Origin of the sequence: secondary endosymbiont of Trabutina mannipara (genome assembly GCF_900090215.1) — a bacterium.
In the GTDB taxonomy this organism is placed as follows: domain Bacteria; phylum Pseudomonadota; class Gammaproteobacteria; order Enterobacterales; family Enterobacteriaceae; genus Mikella.
Map to the genome: position 1 here is coordinate 181,435 of NZ_LT594522.1, position 19,666 is coordinate 201,100.

Here is a 19,666-nt window from a genome sequence, read left to right on the forward strand (position 1 = left end):
AACTTAAAAAGTTTACCTTTAAAACTAGCCGTAAAGGTAATTATCATTCCCTATATTCAAATATTGAGTAAATATAAGAAGCTGAAACTGAAATAGATATCTTCAGGTACGGTACTAGGATAATAATTATGTTCATGTTGATAAGCGTGTGTGGGTAGCAATGCACAGATCACAGTTAGTGCCGACGAAATATGGTTACAAAATCTTCCAGAATTTACTCAAGGACATGCAGGTAATGCAAATCATTTGCTTCATTCAGGTCATTGCCTGTATGTCCTACTTGATTTGCGACGTCGTAGTTAGTATAGTACGCGATATAATTACTCTGTTGGAGCAAACGGTAGCCACCGCGCTAATGCTGTGTTTACGTTGGTAAACAAAAAATTTGTTCTATAGGTTTACGTATCAGAAAATGATGTACTTTACATCGTAGCGATGAATTTATCACCTTTTCTGCGTATTAAACCATGCTGATATTCTGGGACTGTATATGAACGATATTGTTTCTGGCGGGATACCTATATTACTTGATGAATGCTTACGTATGCTAGAATATACGAGATATAAATAGCTGATATCAGTAAAAAAAATTAATTAAAATAAAAAATTTAATTATGGACTTATACTTTTATGATAAAACCAATAAAAATAAAATACGGTTAAAAATAAAATACGGTAAATATGGTTATACTAAAGAAAAAAATAAAAATTTAGAAAATCAGGAAATTTTAAAAAAGCCATCTTGGATAAAAATTAAACTTCCTGTGGACTCAAACCGTATTCAGGCTCTCATGCGTAAAAATAATTTGCACTCAGTATGCGAAGCCTCTTGCCCCAAGAGGGCAGAATGCTTACGGCACTGCTACCTTTAGGATTCTTGGTACAATCTGCACCAGACTGCCATCCTTTAATTAACATCGATCGATGCTTTGGTTCCAGATTTTCGTGTATGGAATTAGCATTAGATATAATCAACGCTACACATCCTAATATTTTTAACCACAATTGAGAAAATGTACAGCGCCTTTATCGTCAGGTTCGTCCTGGAGCCGACTATCAACGTTCACTAAAACTGCTTGAAAGTTTTAAAGAAGTTCATCCGAACATACAAACAAAATCTGGATTGATGTTAGGATTAGGAGAAACAGAAACTGAAATTATGAATTTAAAAAAAAGCGTTGGCAATGGGTTTCACTCATGTATCTTGTGGTCCTTTTTTTTGTTCATCCTAAAAATATTATTTTTTATTGCATCTAATTTACCTCTCTTTGAGAGATATAGATAGTTAATCATTGCATTTTATAAATAAGAGATACTGAAGTGCGAGTATTAGTATTTTGGGATGCTTCAGGTTGTTCTTTATTACATATAACATTGTAGGCTACTTTAAGAGAAAAATGTTCATTGATATCGATATTTAGCCCAGTTTCAGAATTAAACGTCGTGTTATTATTAGCGAATATTGACAATCCCTGAAGAAAATTAGCATTTTTGGTTAACTTATAGCTATAAGAAACAGCAGCGTAGCCTATTGCTTTAGTTGTATTTTCTCCATTTTGATATTCATTGTAGTTAATGCCAGGACCTGCTTCCATACGGATAGTGTAACTGGGTCCAGTTAATATCTGAAACCCGCAACCAGCAACGAGCGTATCCAGTGATCTATAACCGTTATATCGATCGCTTAACCAACTGCCATTGGCAAAAAAAAATTTTTGCAGTATTATTTTTTTAGAAAAAGCAATATCATGACATTTTTTAAAAAGTAGATGGTTATCATAAAAATTGTGATATTCTTTTTTCCAGGATATAAAAGACTTTGGCTGTTGAAACCAGGTTATGCGAGTACTAGCTGCAAGATAAGAGTTGCGTATATTACTGCTATTGCTGCTCTGCCAGTTGTAAATGGTCTGAACATTACCCTCAATATTTTTTTGATAATTGGTATTTGCAAATACCGTAAAACTAGCTAATAGTAGCATATTAAAAGTTATTAATGAAAAAAATACCTTATATTTTTTTTTACGTAGCATATAATACCTATTAAATTTGCAAAAAATAATTTTTTTTAGCCAAACCTAACCAATGCTGTAACTTTATCAGTTATGTACAGCATATTCTACTAAAATATACGGGACATTTTATTTTTATACGGTGTATTTTATAATAGGTAAAATATATATTAATTCAATTTTATTGAAATGTATATTTCATGAGGTTTTTAAATGGCAAATGTAGTTTTTGGTAGTGATACTGGCTGAAAATATTGCTAAAATGATTCAGAAGCAACTGAGTACAGATGTTGCTTTTGATATTATTAATAGTAGCAAGGAAGATATAGAACAATATAATCGAGGTATACCAACTTGGTAGCCCAGTGCGATTGGGATGATTTTTCCTACATTAGAAAATATCGATTTTAGCGGGAAGCTTGTTGCTTTGTTCTGCTGTGGCGATCAAGAAAATTATGCATAGTATTTCTGCGACGCGGGTACTTTACGAAATATTATCTTGCTGATGAGGTCTATTGATGAGAACAGGCAGCCTTCACCGCTGAGCGCGTTAAAATTTGGGTAAAAAATGTTTGTATAGAGATGAATTTAGAAAAAAAATTTTGCTGTCCGTTCTTTACCATGAAGGCAACTTAATTTTCTGCTTATAAGAAGTAAAATTCTATTTTAAAGTACTTTCAACTTTTAAAGTGTCACGAAGTTTGACTGTTCTATTGAATACTGGATAGTAATGACTAAAATAGCGGCTATCGGCGTAAAAATATCCTTCTCGTTCAAACTGAAATGGTTTACCTATGTCGGCTGCTAATATACCGGATTCTACAAAACCATAGCGAATTACCAGTGAATCAGGATTCAACGTTGAGATAAAATCTTCTGCTGTGGTTGGATTAACATTATTAAATAATCTGTTATAAAGACGAAACTCTGCAGCGAGGCTACGGGTTGCAGATACCCAATGGATTACACCTTTTACCTTACGGTTATTACCAGGATTTTTATTAAAAGTAGAGGGATCATGGCAACAAAAAATAGTTGTAATTTTCCCTTGAAAATTTTTTTCTACACGTTCAGCTTTAATTACATAAGAATAGCGCAGGCGCACTTCTTTACCAAGTACTAAACGCTTGTATTGTTTATTATTATTTTCTTCACGAAAATCTGCTTGATCAATATAAATTTCCCTGCTAAACGCGACCTGACGATTTCCCATTTCCGGCCTATTTGGATGGTTTGGCATTACAATATTTTGTTCATATTCTAATGGGAGACTTTCAATAATTACCCGTACAGGATTAATTATAGCCATAGCACGCGGTGCGTTATTATTTAGTTCTTCGCGAATACAAGATTCAAGCGTGGCTATTTCAACATTATTGTCTTTCTTCGTTATATTAATACGGTGACAAAATTCACGAATAGATGCCGCTGTATAGCCACGACGGCGAAAACCTGAAAGTGTCGGCATACGTGGATCATCCCAACCATCAACAATTTTTTTCATTACTAACAAATTAAGCTTACGCTTAGAAAGAATAGTATACTCTATATTAAGACGAGAAAATTCATACTGCCTGGGATGGACGTCAATTGTAATATTATCTAGAATCCAGTCATATAATCGACGATTATCCTGAAATTCTAGCGTGCATAAAGAATGGGTAATACCTTCTATCGCATCAGATATACAATGAGTAAAGTCATACATTGGATAAATGCACCACTTATCACCGGTATGATGGTGATTAACGAATTTTATTCTATATAACACAGGATCTCGCATTACCATAAATGGTGATGCCATATCGATAATAGCCCTAAGGCATGCTTTTCCTTCTTCAAATTCTCCATTGCGCATTTTTACGAATAGGGATAAGTTTTCTTCTATTGTTTGATTACGGTAAGGGCTATTTTTACCAGGTAGCGTCAAAGTACCGCGATAATCGTGAATTTCTTCTGGCGATAATTGGTCTACATATGCTAGTCCTTTGCTAATTAACTCTAGTGCATATTCATATATTCTATCGAAATAATCAGATGAATAACGAATTTTTCCGCTCCATTTAAAACCCAGCCACTGTACATCGTACTTTATAGATTTAATATATTCTAAATGTTCTTTAACCGGATTTGTATCGTCGAAACGTAGATTGCATTTTCCTCTATAATCATGGGCAATACCGAAATTGAGGCAAATAGATTTGGCATGTCCAATATGTAAATAACCATTTGGCTCAGGAGGAAAACGGGTATACACCGATTTCTGCTTACCAGAAGCTAAATCTTCGTCTATAATTTTACGAATAAAATTCGTTGTACAGGTATTGGTATTATTATCCCTATCATTACTCATGATAATTGTTAATATTCCTCACTTCATGTTAAATATTACTGCACAGCACAATAAGCAGCGTGTAAAAGGTTAAATCCCATCCATTGGTACCGTGGTAACGGAGATAGACATCTTAAATAATTAAAATATGTTTTTTAGCTAAAAATTTTCTATATTATGCAATTATACATAAAAATCTTTATGTAAGAAGCTACCAATTTAAATTAGTATCTGTTTTTAGACTAACTTTTTTTTATTTTACTTAAAAAGTTAAAAGATGCGTTACCATTAAGTGCTTCTTCGATACGAAGAAGCTGATTGTATTTAGCAACTCTATCGGAACGACTCATTGAACCTGTTTTTATCTGACCAGCAGAAGTTCCTACAGCTAAATCAGCGATAGTTGCGTCTTCTGTTTCTCCAGAACGATGAGAAATTACTGTGGTATAACCGGCATCTTTAGCCATCTGTATGGCCGCTAATGTTTCTGTAAGTGACCCACTTTGATTAAAGTTAATCAAAATAGAGTTAGCGATACCTTTATCAATACCATCTTTTAGAATTTTAGTGTTAGTCACAAATAGATCATCACCCACTAATTGAATTTTACCCCCTAGTATTTTAGTTTGGTAAGCAAATCCATTCCAGTCTGATTCACTCATACCATCTTCAATAGAAACTATAGGATACTGTTTAGTCAAGTCTTCCAGATAATGAGTGAATTCCTTAGAAGTAAAAATTTTACCTTCTCCTTTTAGATTATAATTTCCGGTATATTCTTCAAAAAATTCAGAAGCGGCGCAGTCTATAGCTAGAGTTATATCTTTACCTAAAACATAACCAGATTTGTCTACAGATTCCTTTATAATTGCTAGCGCTGCTGCATTTGATTCTAGGTTAGGAGCATAACCTCCTTCATCACCTACAGCGGTATTCATGCCTTTGCTTTTAAGCACTTTAGCAAGATTTTGAAATACTTCAGATCCCATACGAACCGCTTCTTTAATATTTTTGGCTCCTACCGGCTGAATCATGAATTCTTGGATATCGATGTTATTATCGGCATGTTTACCGCCGTTGATAATATTAATCATAGGTAACGGCATTGAAAATTTACCTTGAGTACCATTTATATCCGCTATATGCTCATATAAAGGCATCCTTTTTGATACTGCAGCAGCTTTTGCTGCAGCCAGTGATACAGCAATAATAGCGTTGGAGCCAAATTTAGATTTATTTTCTGTTCCGTCCATGTCAATCATAGTTTTATCCAATATAACCTGATCTCTAGCGTTTTTGCCAAGAAGAGCATTAGCTAGAGGACCATTTACTGCATCAACTGCTTTGGTGACGCCTTTACCTAAAAAACGGGACATATTTCCATCACGTAGCTCTAGCGCTTCACGAGATCCTGTTGAGGCTCCAGATGGTGCCGCAGCAAGACCAACAAAACCACCATTTAGGTGCACTTCTACTTCTACAGTAGGATTTCCTCTAGAGTCAATAATTTCACGTCCAATGATTTTGGTGATTCTAGACATTTAGATTTCCTTATTTAAAATTTTATTCTGTTTTCAGTATATAATTTTCACTTATGTATTTTATTGTCCATAAATACGGATAACCGATTCGGTCGCTTGTAGCCAGTCGCGTGTTTCGATCGGATCCATGTCATTGCACAAATTTTATGACATGGTTGTATTATTCCTTATATTTTTTCTTAGAAGCCTATTACGATTTTTTAGCAAATTTTTTAATCTCTAAAATGAGAAACAATATTTGTATGTAAGCCAAAAAATTTTACATACCATTACATGGTTAGCACATTTGCAATCAATTGCTGTGGTTGTATCTTATAATACTGCTATATTTAATTAATTACACCAAAACATATTTGTTCAATTTTTTTTGGTTAGTACCAGTAAGTACGCTGTTAAGGCAAGGTTATTTTGCATACTAGCCTAGCTTCTTAAAAAGAAGCTACATTAATAGTAAATTATGCAGGTATTATTATATAATTAACAGAACTTACTATAAGTGTAGTTTTATTAAGTGTAGTTTTATAACGGCTTATGAATAAGAAAAAAAAGTAGAAGATAAAAAAAGATAATTAATGAAAAATAAATGAAAAATATACGCAATTTCTCTATTATCGCTCATATAGACCATGGTAAGTCAACTTTATCTGATTGTTTTATAAAAATATGTGGTGGTTTAAGTAAATATCAAATGGACGATAAAGTGCTATATCCTATGGAATTAGAGCGTGAGCGCGGCATTACTATTAAATCCAGAAGTGTAATGCTCAACTATAAAGCGCTTAACGGTCAGTATTATCAATTAAATTTTATTGATACTCCGGGACATGTAGACTTTTTATATGAAGTTTCCCGTTCTCTGGCAGCATGTGAAGGAGCTCTACTATTAGTAGATGCAGGACAAGGTGTTGAAGCACAGACACTTGCTAATTGCTATACCGCGCTAGAAATGAATTTAGAAGTAGTTCCGGTGTTGAATAAAATAGATTTACCTTTTGCTAATCCAGATCTCGTTGCTCATGAAATAGAAGATATCATCGGTATTGACGCAACTGATGCAGTACGCTGTTCTGCAAAAACAGGATTAGGTGTATTTGATGTACTTGAAAGGGTGGTACGTGATATCCCTCCTCCTAAAGGAGATCCCTCAATATCTCTACAGGCGCTAATTATCGATTCCTGGTTTGATAATTATTTAGGTGTTGTATCGCTAGTACGTATTAAAAATGGTACTCTACGTAAAGGCGATAAAATAAAAGTAATGAGTACCTGTAAAATTTACTGCGTAGCAAGTATTGGTGTTTTTACACCTAAACGTATTGAATTAGCTGTACTTAATTGCGGAGAAGTAGGTTGGCTGGTTTGCGCTATTAAAGATATCCACGGCGCTCCAGTTGGAGACACCTTAACTTTTGCGCATCAACCTGCAGATAAGGTATTGCCAGGATTTAAAAAAGTAAAGCCTCAAGTATACACTGGATTGTTTCCGATGAGTTCTGAAGACTATGAATTGTTTCGTGATGCTCTCAGTAAACTAAGCCTAAATGATGCTTCGCTGTTTTATGAACCTGAAAATTCTACTGCGCTTGGATTTGGATTTCGCTGCGGTTTTCTTGGTCTTCTTCATATGGAAATTATTAAGGAGCGGCTAAAGCGCGAATACGATCTTGATATCATCACTACTGCCCCTACAGTAATTTATGAAGTGCTCACAACTGATAATAAGAAGATATACGTTGATAGTCCGTCTAAACTACCAACTATGAACAATATTGCTGAAATTCGTGAGCCTATTGCTGAATGTCATATGCTGCTACCGAATAATTATTTGGGTAGAATTATCAATCTATGTATAGAAAAGCGAGGCGTGCAGATTAATATGGTATATTATGGTAATAATGTAGCGCTGACTTATGATATTCCTATGAACGAAGTGGTGTTCGATTTTTTTGACAGGATAAAAGCTACATCTAGTGGCTATGCATCTCTAGAATATGGATTTAAGCGTTTCCAAACCTCAGATATGGTGCGAATAGATATATTAATTAATGGTCAAAGAGTAGATGCGTTATCCTTAATTATTCATCGTAATAATATACTATACCGTGGCAACGAATTTGTTGATCAGCTTAAAAAGATGATTCCTCGTCAGCAGTTTGATATTAAAATTCAGGCAGCAATTGGAAAAAATATTATTGCTAGTTCCACAATTAAACAAATGCGTAAAAACGTGATTGCAAAATGCTATGGCGGAGATGTTAGTCGTAAAAAAAAGCTATTGCAAAAGCAGAAAGAAGGTAAAAAGCGCATGAAGCATGTAGGTAACGTTAAGCTTCCAAAAGAAGTATTTCTAGCATTTTTGCAAATAGGTAAAAAAAACAAATAAGATTTTTGAGAAGATTGTATGACGAACGATACATTTTCACTATTTTTAGCAATTACTACACTTATCACCGGAATTATTTGGTTTTTAACGAAGCTATTGCCGTTCCGCTGTACTAATACCAGCAAGCAACAACGTATTTTTTTTGCAAAAAAAACATCAGATAATAATCTAATAAATGTAGACTTGAGAAATACTTGCACGTTGTTTTTTCCTGTATTATTAGTAGTATTCTTAGTCCGCTCATTTATTTTTGAACCATTTCAAATTTCTTCAGGATCGATGATGCCAACGCTATTATTAGGTGATTTTATTTTTGTAGAAAAATTCTATTATGGAATTAAAAACCCGATTACACAGAAAACGCTAATTAAATTTTTTTCTCCGAAACGCGGAGATGTTGTAGTTTTTAAATATCCAATCGATCCCAAAATTAATTATATTAAACGAGTTGTAGGATTACCTGGTGATCTTATCATCTATGATTCTGTTAACAAGCAATTGAAAGTCCATCCTTTCGGCAATTTAAAGGAACAAAAATTTGTACCTTCGTTACCGATTGCTTATAGCAAAATCACTTATAGCGATTTTGTACAGATATTTGATTTAAATAAAAAGATTAATAGCCTTATTATGCAGGTTCCTATAAATAATCAGGTTCCTATTAATAATAATATTAATAAAGGAGGTATTCGCCTAATGCAAAATAAAGAATCATTAGGCAGCTTAGTATATAATATTTTGATATTACCAGGATCTAAAGATCAATTAATTAATTATTATCAGCATAATGGCTGCTCTATAGCAAAATGGGTTGTGCCGCCAGGTGAATATTTTATGATGGGCGATAACAGGGATAATAGCGCAGATAGTCGTTATTGGGGATTCGTACCAGAAAAAAATATAGTTGGTAAAGCAACTGCTATTTTGATTAGTTTTGATATACAGAAAGAACAATGGCCGCCAATCATACGCTTTAATCGTATTGGCAGTATTAATTAAATTAATTTTTAAAATAAAAGATTGTTTATTTTAAAATAAAAGATTGTTTAGCAACATAAATTAATCTATCATTTTATATAATTTTTCAATTTTTACGTAACATTGAGTAATTAATAACACATGGATCTTAAATTACTAAATAGTCTACAGAAAAAAATTGGTTATTTTTTTCAAAAACACGAACTTTTATTTAAAGCATTAACACACCGTAGCGCTAATATTAATCACAATGAACGGTTAGAATTTTTAGGAGATTCTATATTAAATTATGTTATCGCTCATGCTATTTATCAGCGTTTTCCTTACGCAGATGAAGGAAATATGAGCCGTATGCGAGCTACGTTGGTACGCGGGAATACGCTCACAGAAATAGCGAAAGAATTTAATATAGGTAATTGTTTAATTCTTGGTCCTGGAGAGCTAAAAAGTGGCGGTTTCTACCGTGAATCAATATTGGCTAATACAGTAGAAGCATTGTTTGGCAGCGTATTTTTAGATAGTGATATTCAAACTGTTGAAAAAATTATACTTAAATTGTATAATACACGATTAACTAAAATAAGTACAGTTGATACACAAAAAGATTCAAAGACAAGGTTGCAGGAATATCTTCAAAGACGTCATTTACCGTTGCCTATCTATATGATGGTACAAGGACCTTGCAATACTCCAGATCTAGATTTTATTATACATTGCAAGGTCAGTGGATTAGCACAGCCTGTAATAGGTAATGGATTAAGCCGTCGTAAAGCTGAACATAATGCAGCAAAACAAGCACTTAAAATTCTAAATATAGAATGAAGAAGTATTGTGGGTTTGTAGCTATCGTAGGCCGATCTAATGTTGGTAAATCAACATTATTGAATAAATTATTAAAACAAAAAATTTCCATTACATCAAGCAAACCCCAAACAACCCGTTACAAGATTATGGGTATTAATACCGTAGATCCTTATCAAACAATCTATTTAGATACACCAGGTATACATATTAAAGAAAAAAAAGAAATTAACTTTTTAATGAATCGTGTTGCTACTAGTTCTATTAGTGACGTAGAAATTGTTATTTTTGTTGTTGAAGGTACAAAATGGATGGTAGACGATGAAATTGTAATTAATAAACTGCAGCATATTAGCTGTCCTATAATTTTAGCAATAAATAAAATAGATAATATCATTAACAAAAAGCATTTATTACCTCATATTAAGTTGCTTAGTAGTAAAAAAATACATTTTCATGATATTGTGCCTATAAGCTCTAAAAATGGTATGAATATCAATATATTAGCAAATATCGTTCGCAAGTTGCTGCCAGAATCAATATACTATTTTCCTAAAAATTATATTACCGATAGATCTAAAAGATTTAGAGCATCGGAGATCATAAGAGAAATTTTGATAAATTTTCTAGAAAAGGAGCTGCCTTATTCCATTACAGTAGAAATTGAAAAATTTCAATATAACGATATAGGAGTATATGATATACATGGAATTATTTTTGTAGAGAGAATTAGCCAAAAGAAAATAGTTATAGGTAATAAAGGAAGCAAAATTAAAATTATCAGCGTTAAATCTAAAAAAGAACTAGAATTTAGATTAGATACTAAGGTAAATCTAAAACTTTGGGTAAAAGTTAAATCAGGATGGACTGATAATCAATTTACTCTGCGTAGTCTTGGTTATAACTAATTATAAATTTATAAAAATATTATACACACTAGCGCACATGCAAAAAAGAAATATTCTTCTCCCAGCTATAATTGTCATTATGGACATTAGTGTCCTACATAAAAAATGTAAAATATCAGAAATTTATCATTCTACAATAATGTGCTGCTACTAATGGCAATTATTGGCATTGGAACTGATATTGTTGATATTAAACGCATTGAAGCAGTTGTCTTTCGCAATGGAGATCAGTTAGCACGCAGAGTTCTTAGTTCCAATGAGTTGATACAATATCATCAGCATAATCGTCCAGTACGCTTTCTAGCTAAACGTTTTGCAGTAAAAGAAGCAGCATCAAAGGCACTAGGTACTGGTATCCGTAATGGACTAACTTTTTCTCAATTTGAAATATACAATGACAAGAAAGGTAAACCTTCGTTAAAGTTGTTTGCTAAAGCTGATGAAATTGCTAGAAGATTAAGTATTACTGGCATGTACGTTACGTTGACAGATGAAAGGCGTTATGCTTGTGCTACAGTTATTTTTGAACGATAACAACAAGAGCATTTTCAGTAGCTAAAATTAGCCTCATATATAAATAATCTTAAAATTTCTATATACCATAAGTATCGCAAGCTATAATTTACTAACATCAATAGGTACCTATCATCGATTTTTATACTTCAAATAATATCGCTGAAAATGTCGTATTAAAATTGTAATTAGAATTACAGCGCGCTTTTCTAAAAAAGCGCTAAATTTATTAGCATAACACAATTAAATGACAATAAATATAAATATGTAAATTCAACAGTCTATTGGATCTACGTCTAGAGACCATTTAACCTTGCTTGCTTGAGATAGAGTGTTTATTATGGGTAAACTTTCTGTAATTAATCGCTGCAACTGAGGACGCAACGGATGTGATAATAGCAACTTCCAGCGAAAACGTCCTCCGCGCTTAGGTACTAATGCAGGTATGGGTCCAATTATCCATAAACTATTATCACGTAGCGTACTAGATTCTAACAACTGTCTTAGTTGATCTAGAAATAGCCCCGCTTGTCGATTATCATGATCGTTAGCACGAAATAAAATATGATTTGTAAATGGAGGTAGTCCAGCTTGACTACGTTCCTTTAGTGTTTTCTTAGCATAGTCCATATAACCATTATGTTGTAGTAATGTTTGTAATAGTGGATGCTCAGGATGGTGGGTCTGTAATAAAACTTCTCCAAACTTTTCAGCTCTCCCGGCACGTCCGGCAACTTGAGTATAAAGTTGGGCAAAATGTTCTGGGGCACGGAAATCGCTGGAAAATAACGCGCCATCTACGTCTAACAGCGATACAAGCGTGACATCAGGAAAATGATGTCCTGTAGCTAGCATCTTAGTTCCTATTAGAATTTGAGCTCCACCGTGCTGTACTTTTGCTAGATAATTTTCTAACGTACCTTTACGTTTTGTAGTATCGCGATCAATGCGCGTTACTGGTACTTCAGGAAAGATATTTTTCAATGTTGTCTCTAACTGTTCAGTACCCCAACCAATGGTAATTAACTGAGTAGAACCACATTTTGAGCATTGATGCGGCAGAGTACGTTTGCTATTACAGTAGTGACAAAGCAACTTACGCTGTTGCTGATGTAGCGTATAAGAGTGATCGCAGCGTTTACATTCTGCGCTCCATCCACATTCATGACATAACATAGCTGGCGCAAATCCTCTCCTATTGAGAAACAACATAACCTGATTATCAACTTGTAAATGTTCTCGCATTTTGTCTAATAATGGTGCAGATAAACCATGCATCAACGGCAAACCTTTTATATCCAGCAATTGTTGTTCTGTAGGCTTAGCTTTACCTGCACGTTTGCTTAGTGTGAGCTGTCGGTATTTTTTTTGCTGTACATTGTATAGAGTTTCAAGAGATGGAGTAGCTGTACCAAGAACTATTGGTATATTTTCTTCTTTGGCAAGAAAAACTGCTAAATCTCTGGCATGATAACGCCAACCTTCGTGTTGTTTATAGGAAATATCGTGCTCTTCGTCTATTATTATCATACCTAACTGTGCAAACGAGGTAAAAAGTGCAGAACGAGTTCCAATAACTATAGCACATTCACCTTGTTTGGCTTTTAGCCAAACATTTAGTCTTTCATTTGCATTAAGTTCTGAGTGCAGTACCTCTACTGGCGCATTAAAACGATTGCGAAAAAGTACAATAGTTTGTGGCGTTAAATTAATTTCTGGAACCAGTACTAGCGCCTGTTTACCCTTTGCAAGGATATGTTCTAATACGTTTAGATAAACTTCGGTCTTACCAGAACCGGTAACTCCAGCTAATAACCATACGGAAAACCTATCATCCTCGCTACGTATTGAGTCGACAGCTAAAGCTTGTTCTGTAGTCAAACTACAATGCAGCAATTTATTTTTAATGCAAAATTGGGATCTCCATTCGCATGAATAATTTACTTTATGTAGCCGCATATCGCATAATCCTTTATTACGTAATGCTTTCAGTGTAGGATTTATTAGCTGTAAATTTTTTACTTGATTACAATACACAGGACCCTGCATTAGAATTAATAGTGCTTGTTGCTGTTTTGGTACTAACTTTAGGCTTTCGGGAATAGTACTGTGTCCTTTTTCTGTGGCAAACCACTGCCATAGCGGTGCTATTTCAGCTGGTTTTCCCTTACGTAACAATATTGGTAAGGCATGGAATAGTACTATGCCAGTAGGATAATGATAATATCTAATAGCCCAATTTAGTATACGCCAGAGGCTCTTCGAAAATAGTGAATGATTATCAATTACTTCGCTGATATATTTTAACTTATCTTTATCTACAGTTAGTTTTTCACTGTACTCTATAATAGAGATGACGATACCAATAACCTTACGTTGACCAAAAGGAACCCGTACTCTCCCCCCCACCACAGGAGCAACATTATCCGGTAAAAGATAATAAAATGTTCGATCTATTGGCATAGGTAATGCAACGTTTACAATTAGCATATATATATAATATCATAAACATTAACATTGAGTTTTAAATAAAGCGCGCGTATACTGCTGCGGTAATCTTTATGATAAACTAAGTATATACAGTCTTAAAGAGGTTTTTTATGCAAAAAAATATACATCCTAAATACGTAGAAATTATTGCAACATGTTCTTGCGGTAATGTCATTAGTATTAATTCTACTATTGGACACAATATAAACCTTGATGTATGCGGCGTTTGCCATCCATTTTATACTGGTAAACAACGTGTTGTTGATACCGGAGGTCGTGTTAATCGTTTTAATAAACGTTTTCATATACCCAAAAATTAGTTCTTCTTATAAAAAAGAAAAACAGTTTTTCAACTAATGATGTTCGGGTCTGATAATACCAGAATAGGTTTACTCAAACGTCGCTTTTAAAAGCTGCGGAGGAGTAGAGATTTGAACTCTAGAACGTTTGCACGTCGCCGGTTTTCAAGACCGGTACCTTCAACCACTCGGTCACTCCTCCTAAGGATAAATTTTAAAATTTAAAAATAAACGCCAAAAATTTGTTATGTTAGTATTTTACTGCACTGATGTTTTTATTACAATATGAATATTACAATTATAAATAGCAATCTTCTTCACCTTGTATATTCACAGTGTATACAAGTACTGCAATTAATTATTCCTATTTTTGATTTAGGTACTTTTTCTACGGACTATTCCATTGGGAAAGATGTAACAAAATAAACAAAATAGTAGTACCTATGGATGTTAACGGAACCGAAATAAGTACTGATGTTATTTATTTATTTTTCTATTTACATCTCTTCTATTAGAAGCATTTGCTAAAGCTTATGGTTAAATGGTCCTCAAAAGGCAACAAACAAAGCAAAGTAAATTGTCTGTAGTTATTAACTATAGTTAAATATATTAAGTTAAATATATTAATCGGCATGAGAGGATTTGAACCTCTGACCCCCGACACCCCATGACGGTGCGCTACCAAGCTGCGCTACATGCCGTATGTATAAAGTTATATCATAAAAAAATTAATTAATAAATTTTTAAGCATTAATGAAGTCAATATGGGTAACCTTGGGTTTAAAAGGATGATATTGCATTGATTTTAATTTTACTATACTTTCTTCTTTACCATTAATAATTATAATTAAAGTATTACCATGCATTTTGTTGTTTAACACAACATCATGATCTACCTCTATAGCCAGAGGTTGTTTAAATTTTCCATAAATTATAGCAGGAATTTTATTTAAGAACCGCAGGCGGCGGCTTGCACTTTTACCTTTATATTTACGAATTTCAGCGTTTATAGTTAACATATATATTCAAACCTATTTGATGAAGTAATTGCAAATAAAATAGCATATTTTATTTGCACTATGTTATTATATTTTCCTGTTTTTTACTGTAATGACAATGCAATTGCAGATAATTTTTATTAATTATCACTTGAAAAAATACGGTAATATTACTATATGAATAATAACTAGAATAATAACTAGTATCTTAGTTATTTACTTAATGATCTTTTACTTAATGATCTTAAATAAAAAAAAGAAGTTTAAAAAAAGAAGGTTATTAAACCCTCTGCTGAATTTTTGGAGGTTTTAAGCTATGCGTAATTTTGATTTTTCACCGCTGTATCGATCAGCAATAGGTTTCGATCGTCTAGTTAATCTGCTAGAAGCAAGCCAAAATAAGGGCAGCAACAGCTATCCTCCTTATAATGTTGAATTGGTTAGCGAAAATAAGTATCGTGTTTCTATTGCAGTTGCAGGTTTTGCTGAAAAAGAACTTGATATTACCGCTCATGACAATATTATGACAATAAAAGGTGTTCACACTAGCGAAAATAACCAAAATAATTATTTATATCAAAGCATAGAAGATTGTAATTTTGAACGTAAATTTCAGTTATCTGAATTTATACAAATAAAAGGGGCGCATTTAGTAAATGGTTTGCTTTTTATTGATTTAGAACGAATTATGCCAGAAACATTAAAGCCGCGCCGCATTGAGATAAACTAAGTTTATTTTTTTTAAAAAAAGGAGTTAATAATATGCTTAATTACAAGCTTTCTCCATTATTTAATCAGTGGATCGGTTTTGATAAGCTAGCTAATAATATACAAGATGATCTTGAGGATATAGGTTATCCTCCATACAACATTGAAAAAAAAGATGATAAAAATTATAGTATTACCCTAGCACTTGCTGGCTTTAAACAAGAAGGACTATCGATTGAATTAGAAGGACCGCGTCTAACCATTAAAGGTAAACCTGTATTAGATATAAAAGAGACACATTATTTACATCAAGGTCTGGTTTGTAAGGAATTCTCGCTTAGTTTTACCCTAGCTGAGCATATGACAGTTAAACAAGCTAACTTTAATTATGGGTTACTTAAAATTGAACTTGAACTTCATATTCCAGAATCAATGCAGCCACGACATATTGCTATTAGTGGTAATAATAACTACTATTCGGGACTTCAAGATCGAATTTTAAATAAAAAATAAAATTTAAATATTTTAAAAAATATAAAAGCCCATTATCATTATTGATGATTAAATGGGCTTTTTTCTTTTTGATCTAAAAGATCACCCTAATATATAATAAATAATATGCAAAATTTTAATAGAAAAACTTTTCAAGGATTAATTCTAACTCTCCAGGAGTATTGGGTGCGTTATGGTTGTACCCTTGTTCAGCCACTAGATATAGAAGTTGGTGCTGGCACATCCCATCCCATGACTTGTTTGCAAGCAATTGGACCAGAACCTATTGCTAACGCTTATGTACAGAATTCTCGCCGTCCCAAAGATGGACGCTACGGGGAAAATCCCAATCGTTTGCAGCATTATTATCAATTTCAGGTTATCATGAAACCTTCTCCAGACAATATACAAGAACTATATCTTAATTCTATAATTAAATTGGGTTTAGATCTTACAATTAATGATCTACGTTTTGTAGAAGATAACTGGGAAAATCCTACACTAGGAGCTTCTGGTATTGGTTGGGAAGTATGGTTAAATGGTATGGAAGTTACGCAATTAACTTATTTTCAGCAAATAGGATGTCTAGAGTGCCGCCCGGTTACAGGAGAAATTACTTATGGTCTTGAGCGTTTAGCTATGTATTTGCAAGATGTAGACAGCGTTTATGATTTGGTATGGAGCGAGGGGACATTAGGTCGTAGAACTTATGGAGATTTATTACACCAAAACGAAGTAGAACAATCAACCTATAATTTTGAATATGCTGACGTTGATTTTTTATTTTATTGTTTTGAACAGTACGAAAAAGAGGTTAAAAGTTTGCTCTCTCTAGAGAAACCTTTACCGTTGCCTGCTTATGAGCGTATCTTAAAGGCAGCGCATAGTTTCAATTTGTTAGATGCACGTAAAGCTATTTCAGTAACAGTACGCCAGTACTATATTTTGCGAATTCGCACATTGACTAAAGCAGTAGCGGAAGCTTACTACGCTTCACGCGAATCGCTAGGCTTTCCCCTATGTGAAAAAATAAAAAATTAAGTTAATAATAAGAAATAGCTATGACAACAAATAATTTTCCTACTTTCCTAGTAGAAATAGGCACAGAAGAACTGCCTCCAAAGAGGCTGCGTAATTTAGCTGAAACTTTCGCTACAAAAATCAACAGTGAACTTGATATTAATGGTGTTTCTCATGGAGAAATAAGTTGGTTTGCAACGCCACGTAGAATTGCTGTTAAAGTAGCTGCTATGAATGAAACCCAAGAAGATAGTAATATAGAAAACTTAGGTCCAACAATTGCGCAAGCATTTGACGCTAAAGGAAATCCTACTAAAGCAGCTTTAGGATGGGCGCGTGATTGTGGTATTACTATTAGCCAAGCTGAATATTTAGTAAATAAAAAAGGAAAATGGTTAGTTTACAATTCAATAGTAAAAGGTAAGCCAGTACAAAATTTATTATGTGGTATAGTAAGCAACGCGCTAGAAAAATTAGCTATACTGAAAATAATTAGATGGGTAGATAATAAATTTATTTGGCCGTTACGTACCGTAACGTTACTTTTAAATGATCTTATTATTTATGGTAATATACTTGGTATTAATGTAGATAGAGTGGTACTGGGACACAGATTTATGGGAGAGCAAGAAATTTTTCTTGATCACGCAAACAATTATCCGCAAGTTCTGGTTACTAGAGGACGGGTCATAGCTGACTATTTTCAGCGTAAAGAAACCATTCGCAGAGATGTAGAATTTGCTGCTAAAAAAATTGGTGGGGTAGCTGATTTAAGCGATCTTATGTTAGAAGAGGTTACTTCCTTAGTAGAATGGCCAGTGGTACTTACTGCACGATTTGAAGAAAAGTTCCTATCTGTGCCTGCCGAAGTGCTAGTTTGTACCATGAAAAAAGACCAAAAATATTTTCCAGTTTATGATTCAGTTAGAAATTTATTGCCGTATTTTATCTTTGTTGCAAATATTGAATCCAAAAATCCGCAGAAAATTATTGCTGGTAATGAAAAAGTAGTTCGTTCACGTTTAGCAGATGCTGAATTTTTTTTTAATACTGATCTAAAACAGAGACTGGAAGATCGCCTTTCAGGTCTAAATTCAGTATTATTCCAAAAAAATCTGGGCACTATACGTGATAAAAGTGAACGGGTACAAGCTTTAGCAGCTTGGATAGCTGGTAATATTGGAGCCAATGTGCAACATGCAGCGCGAGCTGGTTTGTTATCTAAATGCGATCTAATTACTAATATGGTTTTTGAATTTACTGAAACACAAGGCGTAATGGGTATGCATTACGCTCTACACGATAACGAACCAGAAGCCATAGCTTTGGCACAAAAAGAGCAATATCATCCTAGATTCTCCGGAGATGCTCTTCCTACAACACTGGTGTCTTGTGCAGTAGCTATCGCCGATAAAATGGATACGCTAACAGGAATTTTAGGTATTGGCCAATATCCTAGAGGAGATAAAGATCCATTTGCATTACGCCGTATTGCTATTGGCGTGCTACGTATTATTGTAGAAAAAAAGTTATCTCTAGATCTGCAAACTATGACACTAAAAACGCGTAGTTTTTACGGAGATAAGTTAAACAATGATTCGGTTGTAAATGATGTTATTGATTTTATGTTTAGTAGGTTTCGTACCTGGTATCAAGATCAGGGATATGATTTAAATATAATTCAGGCGGTGTTGGCAATTAGTCCTACATGCCCAGTAGATTTTGACGCTAGAGTACGTGCCGTGAGCTATTTCTGTAATTTTAAAGAATCTGCAACGTTAGCTGTCGTACACAAGAGAGTATCGAATATTTTAGCAAAATATGATAATAATACAGTATATGGTAGTATTAAAACATCAATTTTAAAAGATCCTGCAGAAATTAATTTAGCAACCTATTTGAATGTTATAAGCGAAAAATTACAACCATTGTTTGATACTAAACGCTATCAAGATGCGTTGATAGAGCTAGCGTCGCTAAGTGAGCATGTAACTGCTTTTTTTGATAATGTTATGGTAATGACAGATGATTACCAGGTTAGAATTAACCGCCTAACTTTACTCTCACAACTTCATAAGTTGTTCTTGAAGATAGCAGATATTTCTCTATTGCAATAGCTTTGATATAATTTAAACATATCAATTTATCCTATATACAATTATACCATAAAATGGATTAATTAAAATGTCTA

At 33.6% G+C, this 19,666-nt stretch carries 15 protein-coding genes, 2 tRNA genes and 4 pseudogenes; 13 read left to right on the forward strand and 8 right to left on the reverse strand.

Annotated features, from left to right (window positions below; translation table 11 throughout):
• Positions 1-183: 183 nt before the first annotated feature.
• Positions 184-413, forward strand: a pseudogene (locus tag TREMTM_RS01630) (lipoyl(octanoyl) transferase LipB); the annotation flags it as partial.
• Between the two features lie 240 nt (positions 414-653).
• Positions 654-1,232: pseudogene (locus tag TREMTM_RS00910) on the forward strand (hypothetical protein).
• Between the two features lie 57 nt (positions 1,233-1,289).
• On the opposite strand, the gene TREMTM_RS00915 reads toward TREMTM_RS00910, so the two are convergent.
• The gene (locus TREMTM_RS00915) at positions 1,290-2,033 is read right to left on the reverse strand and encodes a DUF481 domain-containing protein (protein ID WP_083172416.1); all 744 of its coding nucleotides are present in this window, start codon (positions 2,031-2,033) and stop codon (positions 1,290-1,292) included.
• A gap of 192 nt (positions 2,034-2,225) precedes the next feature.
• On the opposite strand from TREMTM_RS00915, the pseudogene TREMTM_RS00920 reads away from it, so the two are divergent.
• Positions 2,226-2,648 (forward strand): annotated as a pseudogene (locus TREMTM_RS00920) (flavodoxin domain-containing protein).
• Between the two features lie 25 nt (positions 2,649-2,673).
• Here TREMTM_RS00920 and glnS read toward each other — a convergent pair.
• From glnS to TREMTM_RS01635, 3 genes and pseudogenes are all read right to left on the reverse strand, one after another.
• Positions 2,674-4,365, reverse strand: coding sequence for a glutamine--tRNA ligase (gene glnS, locus TREMTM_RS00925; protein WP_083172418.1), 1,692 nt, complete (start codon positions 4,363-4,365; stop codon positions 2,674-2,676).
• A 221-nt stretch (positions 4,366-4,586) separates the two neighbouring features.
• Entirely contained in the window at positions 4,587-5,885 is a 1,299-nt protein-coding gene (eno, locus tag TREMTM_RS00930) for a phosphopyruvate hydratase (RefSeq protein ID WP_083172420.1), read from the reverse strand.
• Between the two features lie 66 nt (positions 5,886-5,951).
• Positions 5,952-6,014: pseudogene (locus tag TREMTM_RS01635) on the reverse strand (hypothetical protein); the annotation flags it as partial.
• Positions 6,015-6,468: 454 nt separating this feature from the next.
• Here TREMTM_RS01635 and lepA point away from each other — a divergent pair.
• The 5 genes from lepA to acpS all read left to right on the forward strand — a co-directional run bounded on the left by lepA (position 6,469) and on the right by acpS (position 11,489).
• Complete coding sequence (gene lepA, locus TREMTM_RS00935) at positions 6,469-8,268, forward strand: translation elongation factor 4 (protein WP_083172422.1); 1,800 nt, start codon at positions 6,469-6,471, stop codon at positions 8,266-8,268.
• A gap of 18 nt (positions 8,269-8,286) precedes the next feature.
• Positions 8,287-9,267, forward strand: coding sequence for a signal peptidase I (gene lepB / locus TREMTM_RS00940; protein ID WP_083172424.1), 981 nt, complete (start codon positions 8,287-8,289; stop codon positions 9,265-9,267).
• A 120-nt stretch (positions 9,268-9,387) separates the two neighbouring features.
• Positions 9,388-10,068 carry a ribonuclease III gene (rnc, locus tag TREMTM_RS00945; RefSeq protein WP_083172426.1) on the forward strand — a complete coding sequence of 227 codons (681 nt, stop codon included), beginning with the start codon at positions 9,388-9,390 and terminating at the stop codon, positions 10,066-10,068.
• Positions 10,065-10,955, forward strand: a complete 891-nt coding sequence (gene era, locus TREMTM_RS00950; RefSeq protein ID WP_083172428.1) for a GTPase Era — start codon at positions 10,065-10,067, stop codon at positions 10,953-10,955. Before rnc ends, era begins: the two co-directional genes overlap by 4 nt.
• A 153-nt stretch (positions 10,956-11,108) precedes the next feature.
• Complete coding sequence (acpS, locus tag TREMTM_RS00955; protein ID WP_083172430.1) at positions 11,109-11,489, forward strand: holo-ACP synthase; 381 nt, start codon at positions 11,109-11,111, stop codon at positions 11,487-11,489.
• 252 nt (positions 11,490-11,741) lie between these two features.
• On the opposite strand, the gene priA is transcribed toward acpS, so the two are convergent.
• Positions 11,742-13,958: a primosomal protein N' gene (gene priA / locus TREMTM_RS00960; RefSeq protein WP_083172432.1), complete on the reverse strand. Its 2,217-nt coding sequence runs from the start codon at positions 13,956-13,958 to the stop codon at positions 11,742-11,744.
• A gap of 110 nt (positions 13,959-14,068) precedes the next feature.
• On the opposite strand from priA, the gene rpmE reads away from it, so the two are divergent.
• Positions 14,069-14,278, forward strand: a complete 210-nt coding sequence (rpmE, locus tag TREMTM_RS00965; protein WP_083172434.1) for a 50S ribosomal protein L31 — start codon at positions 14,069-14,071, stop codon at positions 14,276-14,278.
• A gap of 96 nt (positions 14,279-14,374) precedes the next feature.
• Here rpmE and TREMTM_RS00970 read toward each other — a convergent pair.
• The 3 genes from TREMTM_RS00970 to rplY all read right to left on the reverse strand — a co-directional run bounded on the left by TREMTM_RS00970 (position 14,375) and on the right by rplY (position 15,276).
• Positions 14,375-14,459, reverse strand: a tRNA-Ser gene (locus TREMTM_RS00970).
• Between the two features lie 425 nt (positions 14,460-14,884).
• Positions 14,885-14,958, reverse strand: a tRNA-Pro gene (locus TREMTM_RS00975).
• A gap of 42 nt (positions 14,959-15,000) precedes the next feature.
• Complete coding sequence (gene rplY, locus TREMTM_RS00980) at positions 15,001-15,276, reverse strand: 50S ribosomal protein L25 (RefSeq protein WP_083172436.1); 276 nt, start codon at positions 15,274-15,276, stop codon at positions 15,001-15,003.
• Between the two features lie 295 nt (positions 15,277-15,571).
• Between rplY and ibpA the strand changes: the two genes are divergently transcribed.
• The 4 genes from ibpA (at position 15,572) to glyS (ending at position 19,592) form a co-directional block, all read left to right on the forward strand.
• Positions 15,572-15,985: a small heat shock chaperone IbpA gene (ibpA, locus tag TREMTM_RS00985; RefSeq protein ID WP_083172438.1), complete on the forward strand. Its 414-nt coding sequence runs from the start codon at positions 15,572-15,574 to the stop codon at positions 15,983-15,985.
• Between the two features lie 32 nt (positions 15,986-16,017).
• Complete coding sequence (locus TREMTM_RS00990; protein WP_083172440.1) at positions 16,018-16,476, forward strand: Hsp20 family protein; 459 nt, start codon at positions 16,018-16,020, stop codon at positions 16,474-16,476.
• 105 nt (positions 16,477-16,581) lie between these two features.
• Entirely contained in the window at positions 16,582-17,496 is a 915-nt protein-coding gene (glyQ, locus tag TREMTM_RS00995; protein ID WP_083172442.1) for a glycine--tRNA ligase subunit alpha, read from the forward strand.
• 20 nt (positions 17,497-17,516) lie between these two features.
• Complete coding sequence (gene glyS / locus TREMTM_RS01000) at positions 17,517-19,592, forward strand: glycine--tRNA ligase subunit beta (RefSeq protein ID WP_083172444.1); 2,076 nt, start codon at positions 17,517-17,519, stop codon at positions 19,590-19,592.
• Positions 19,593-19,666: the final 74 nt, after the last annotated feature.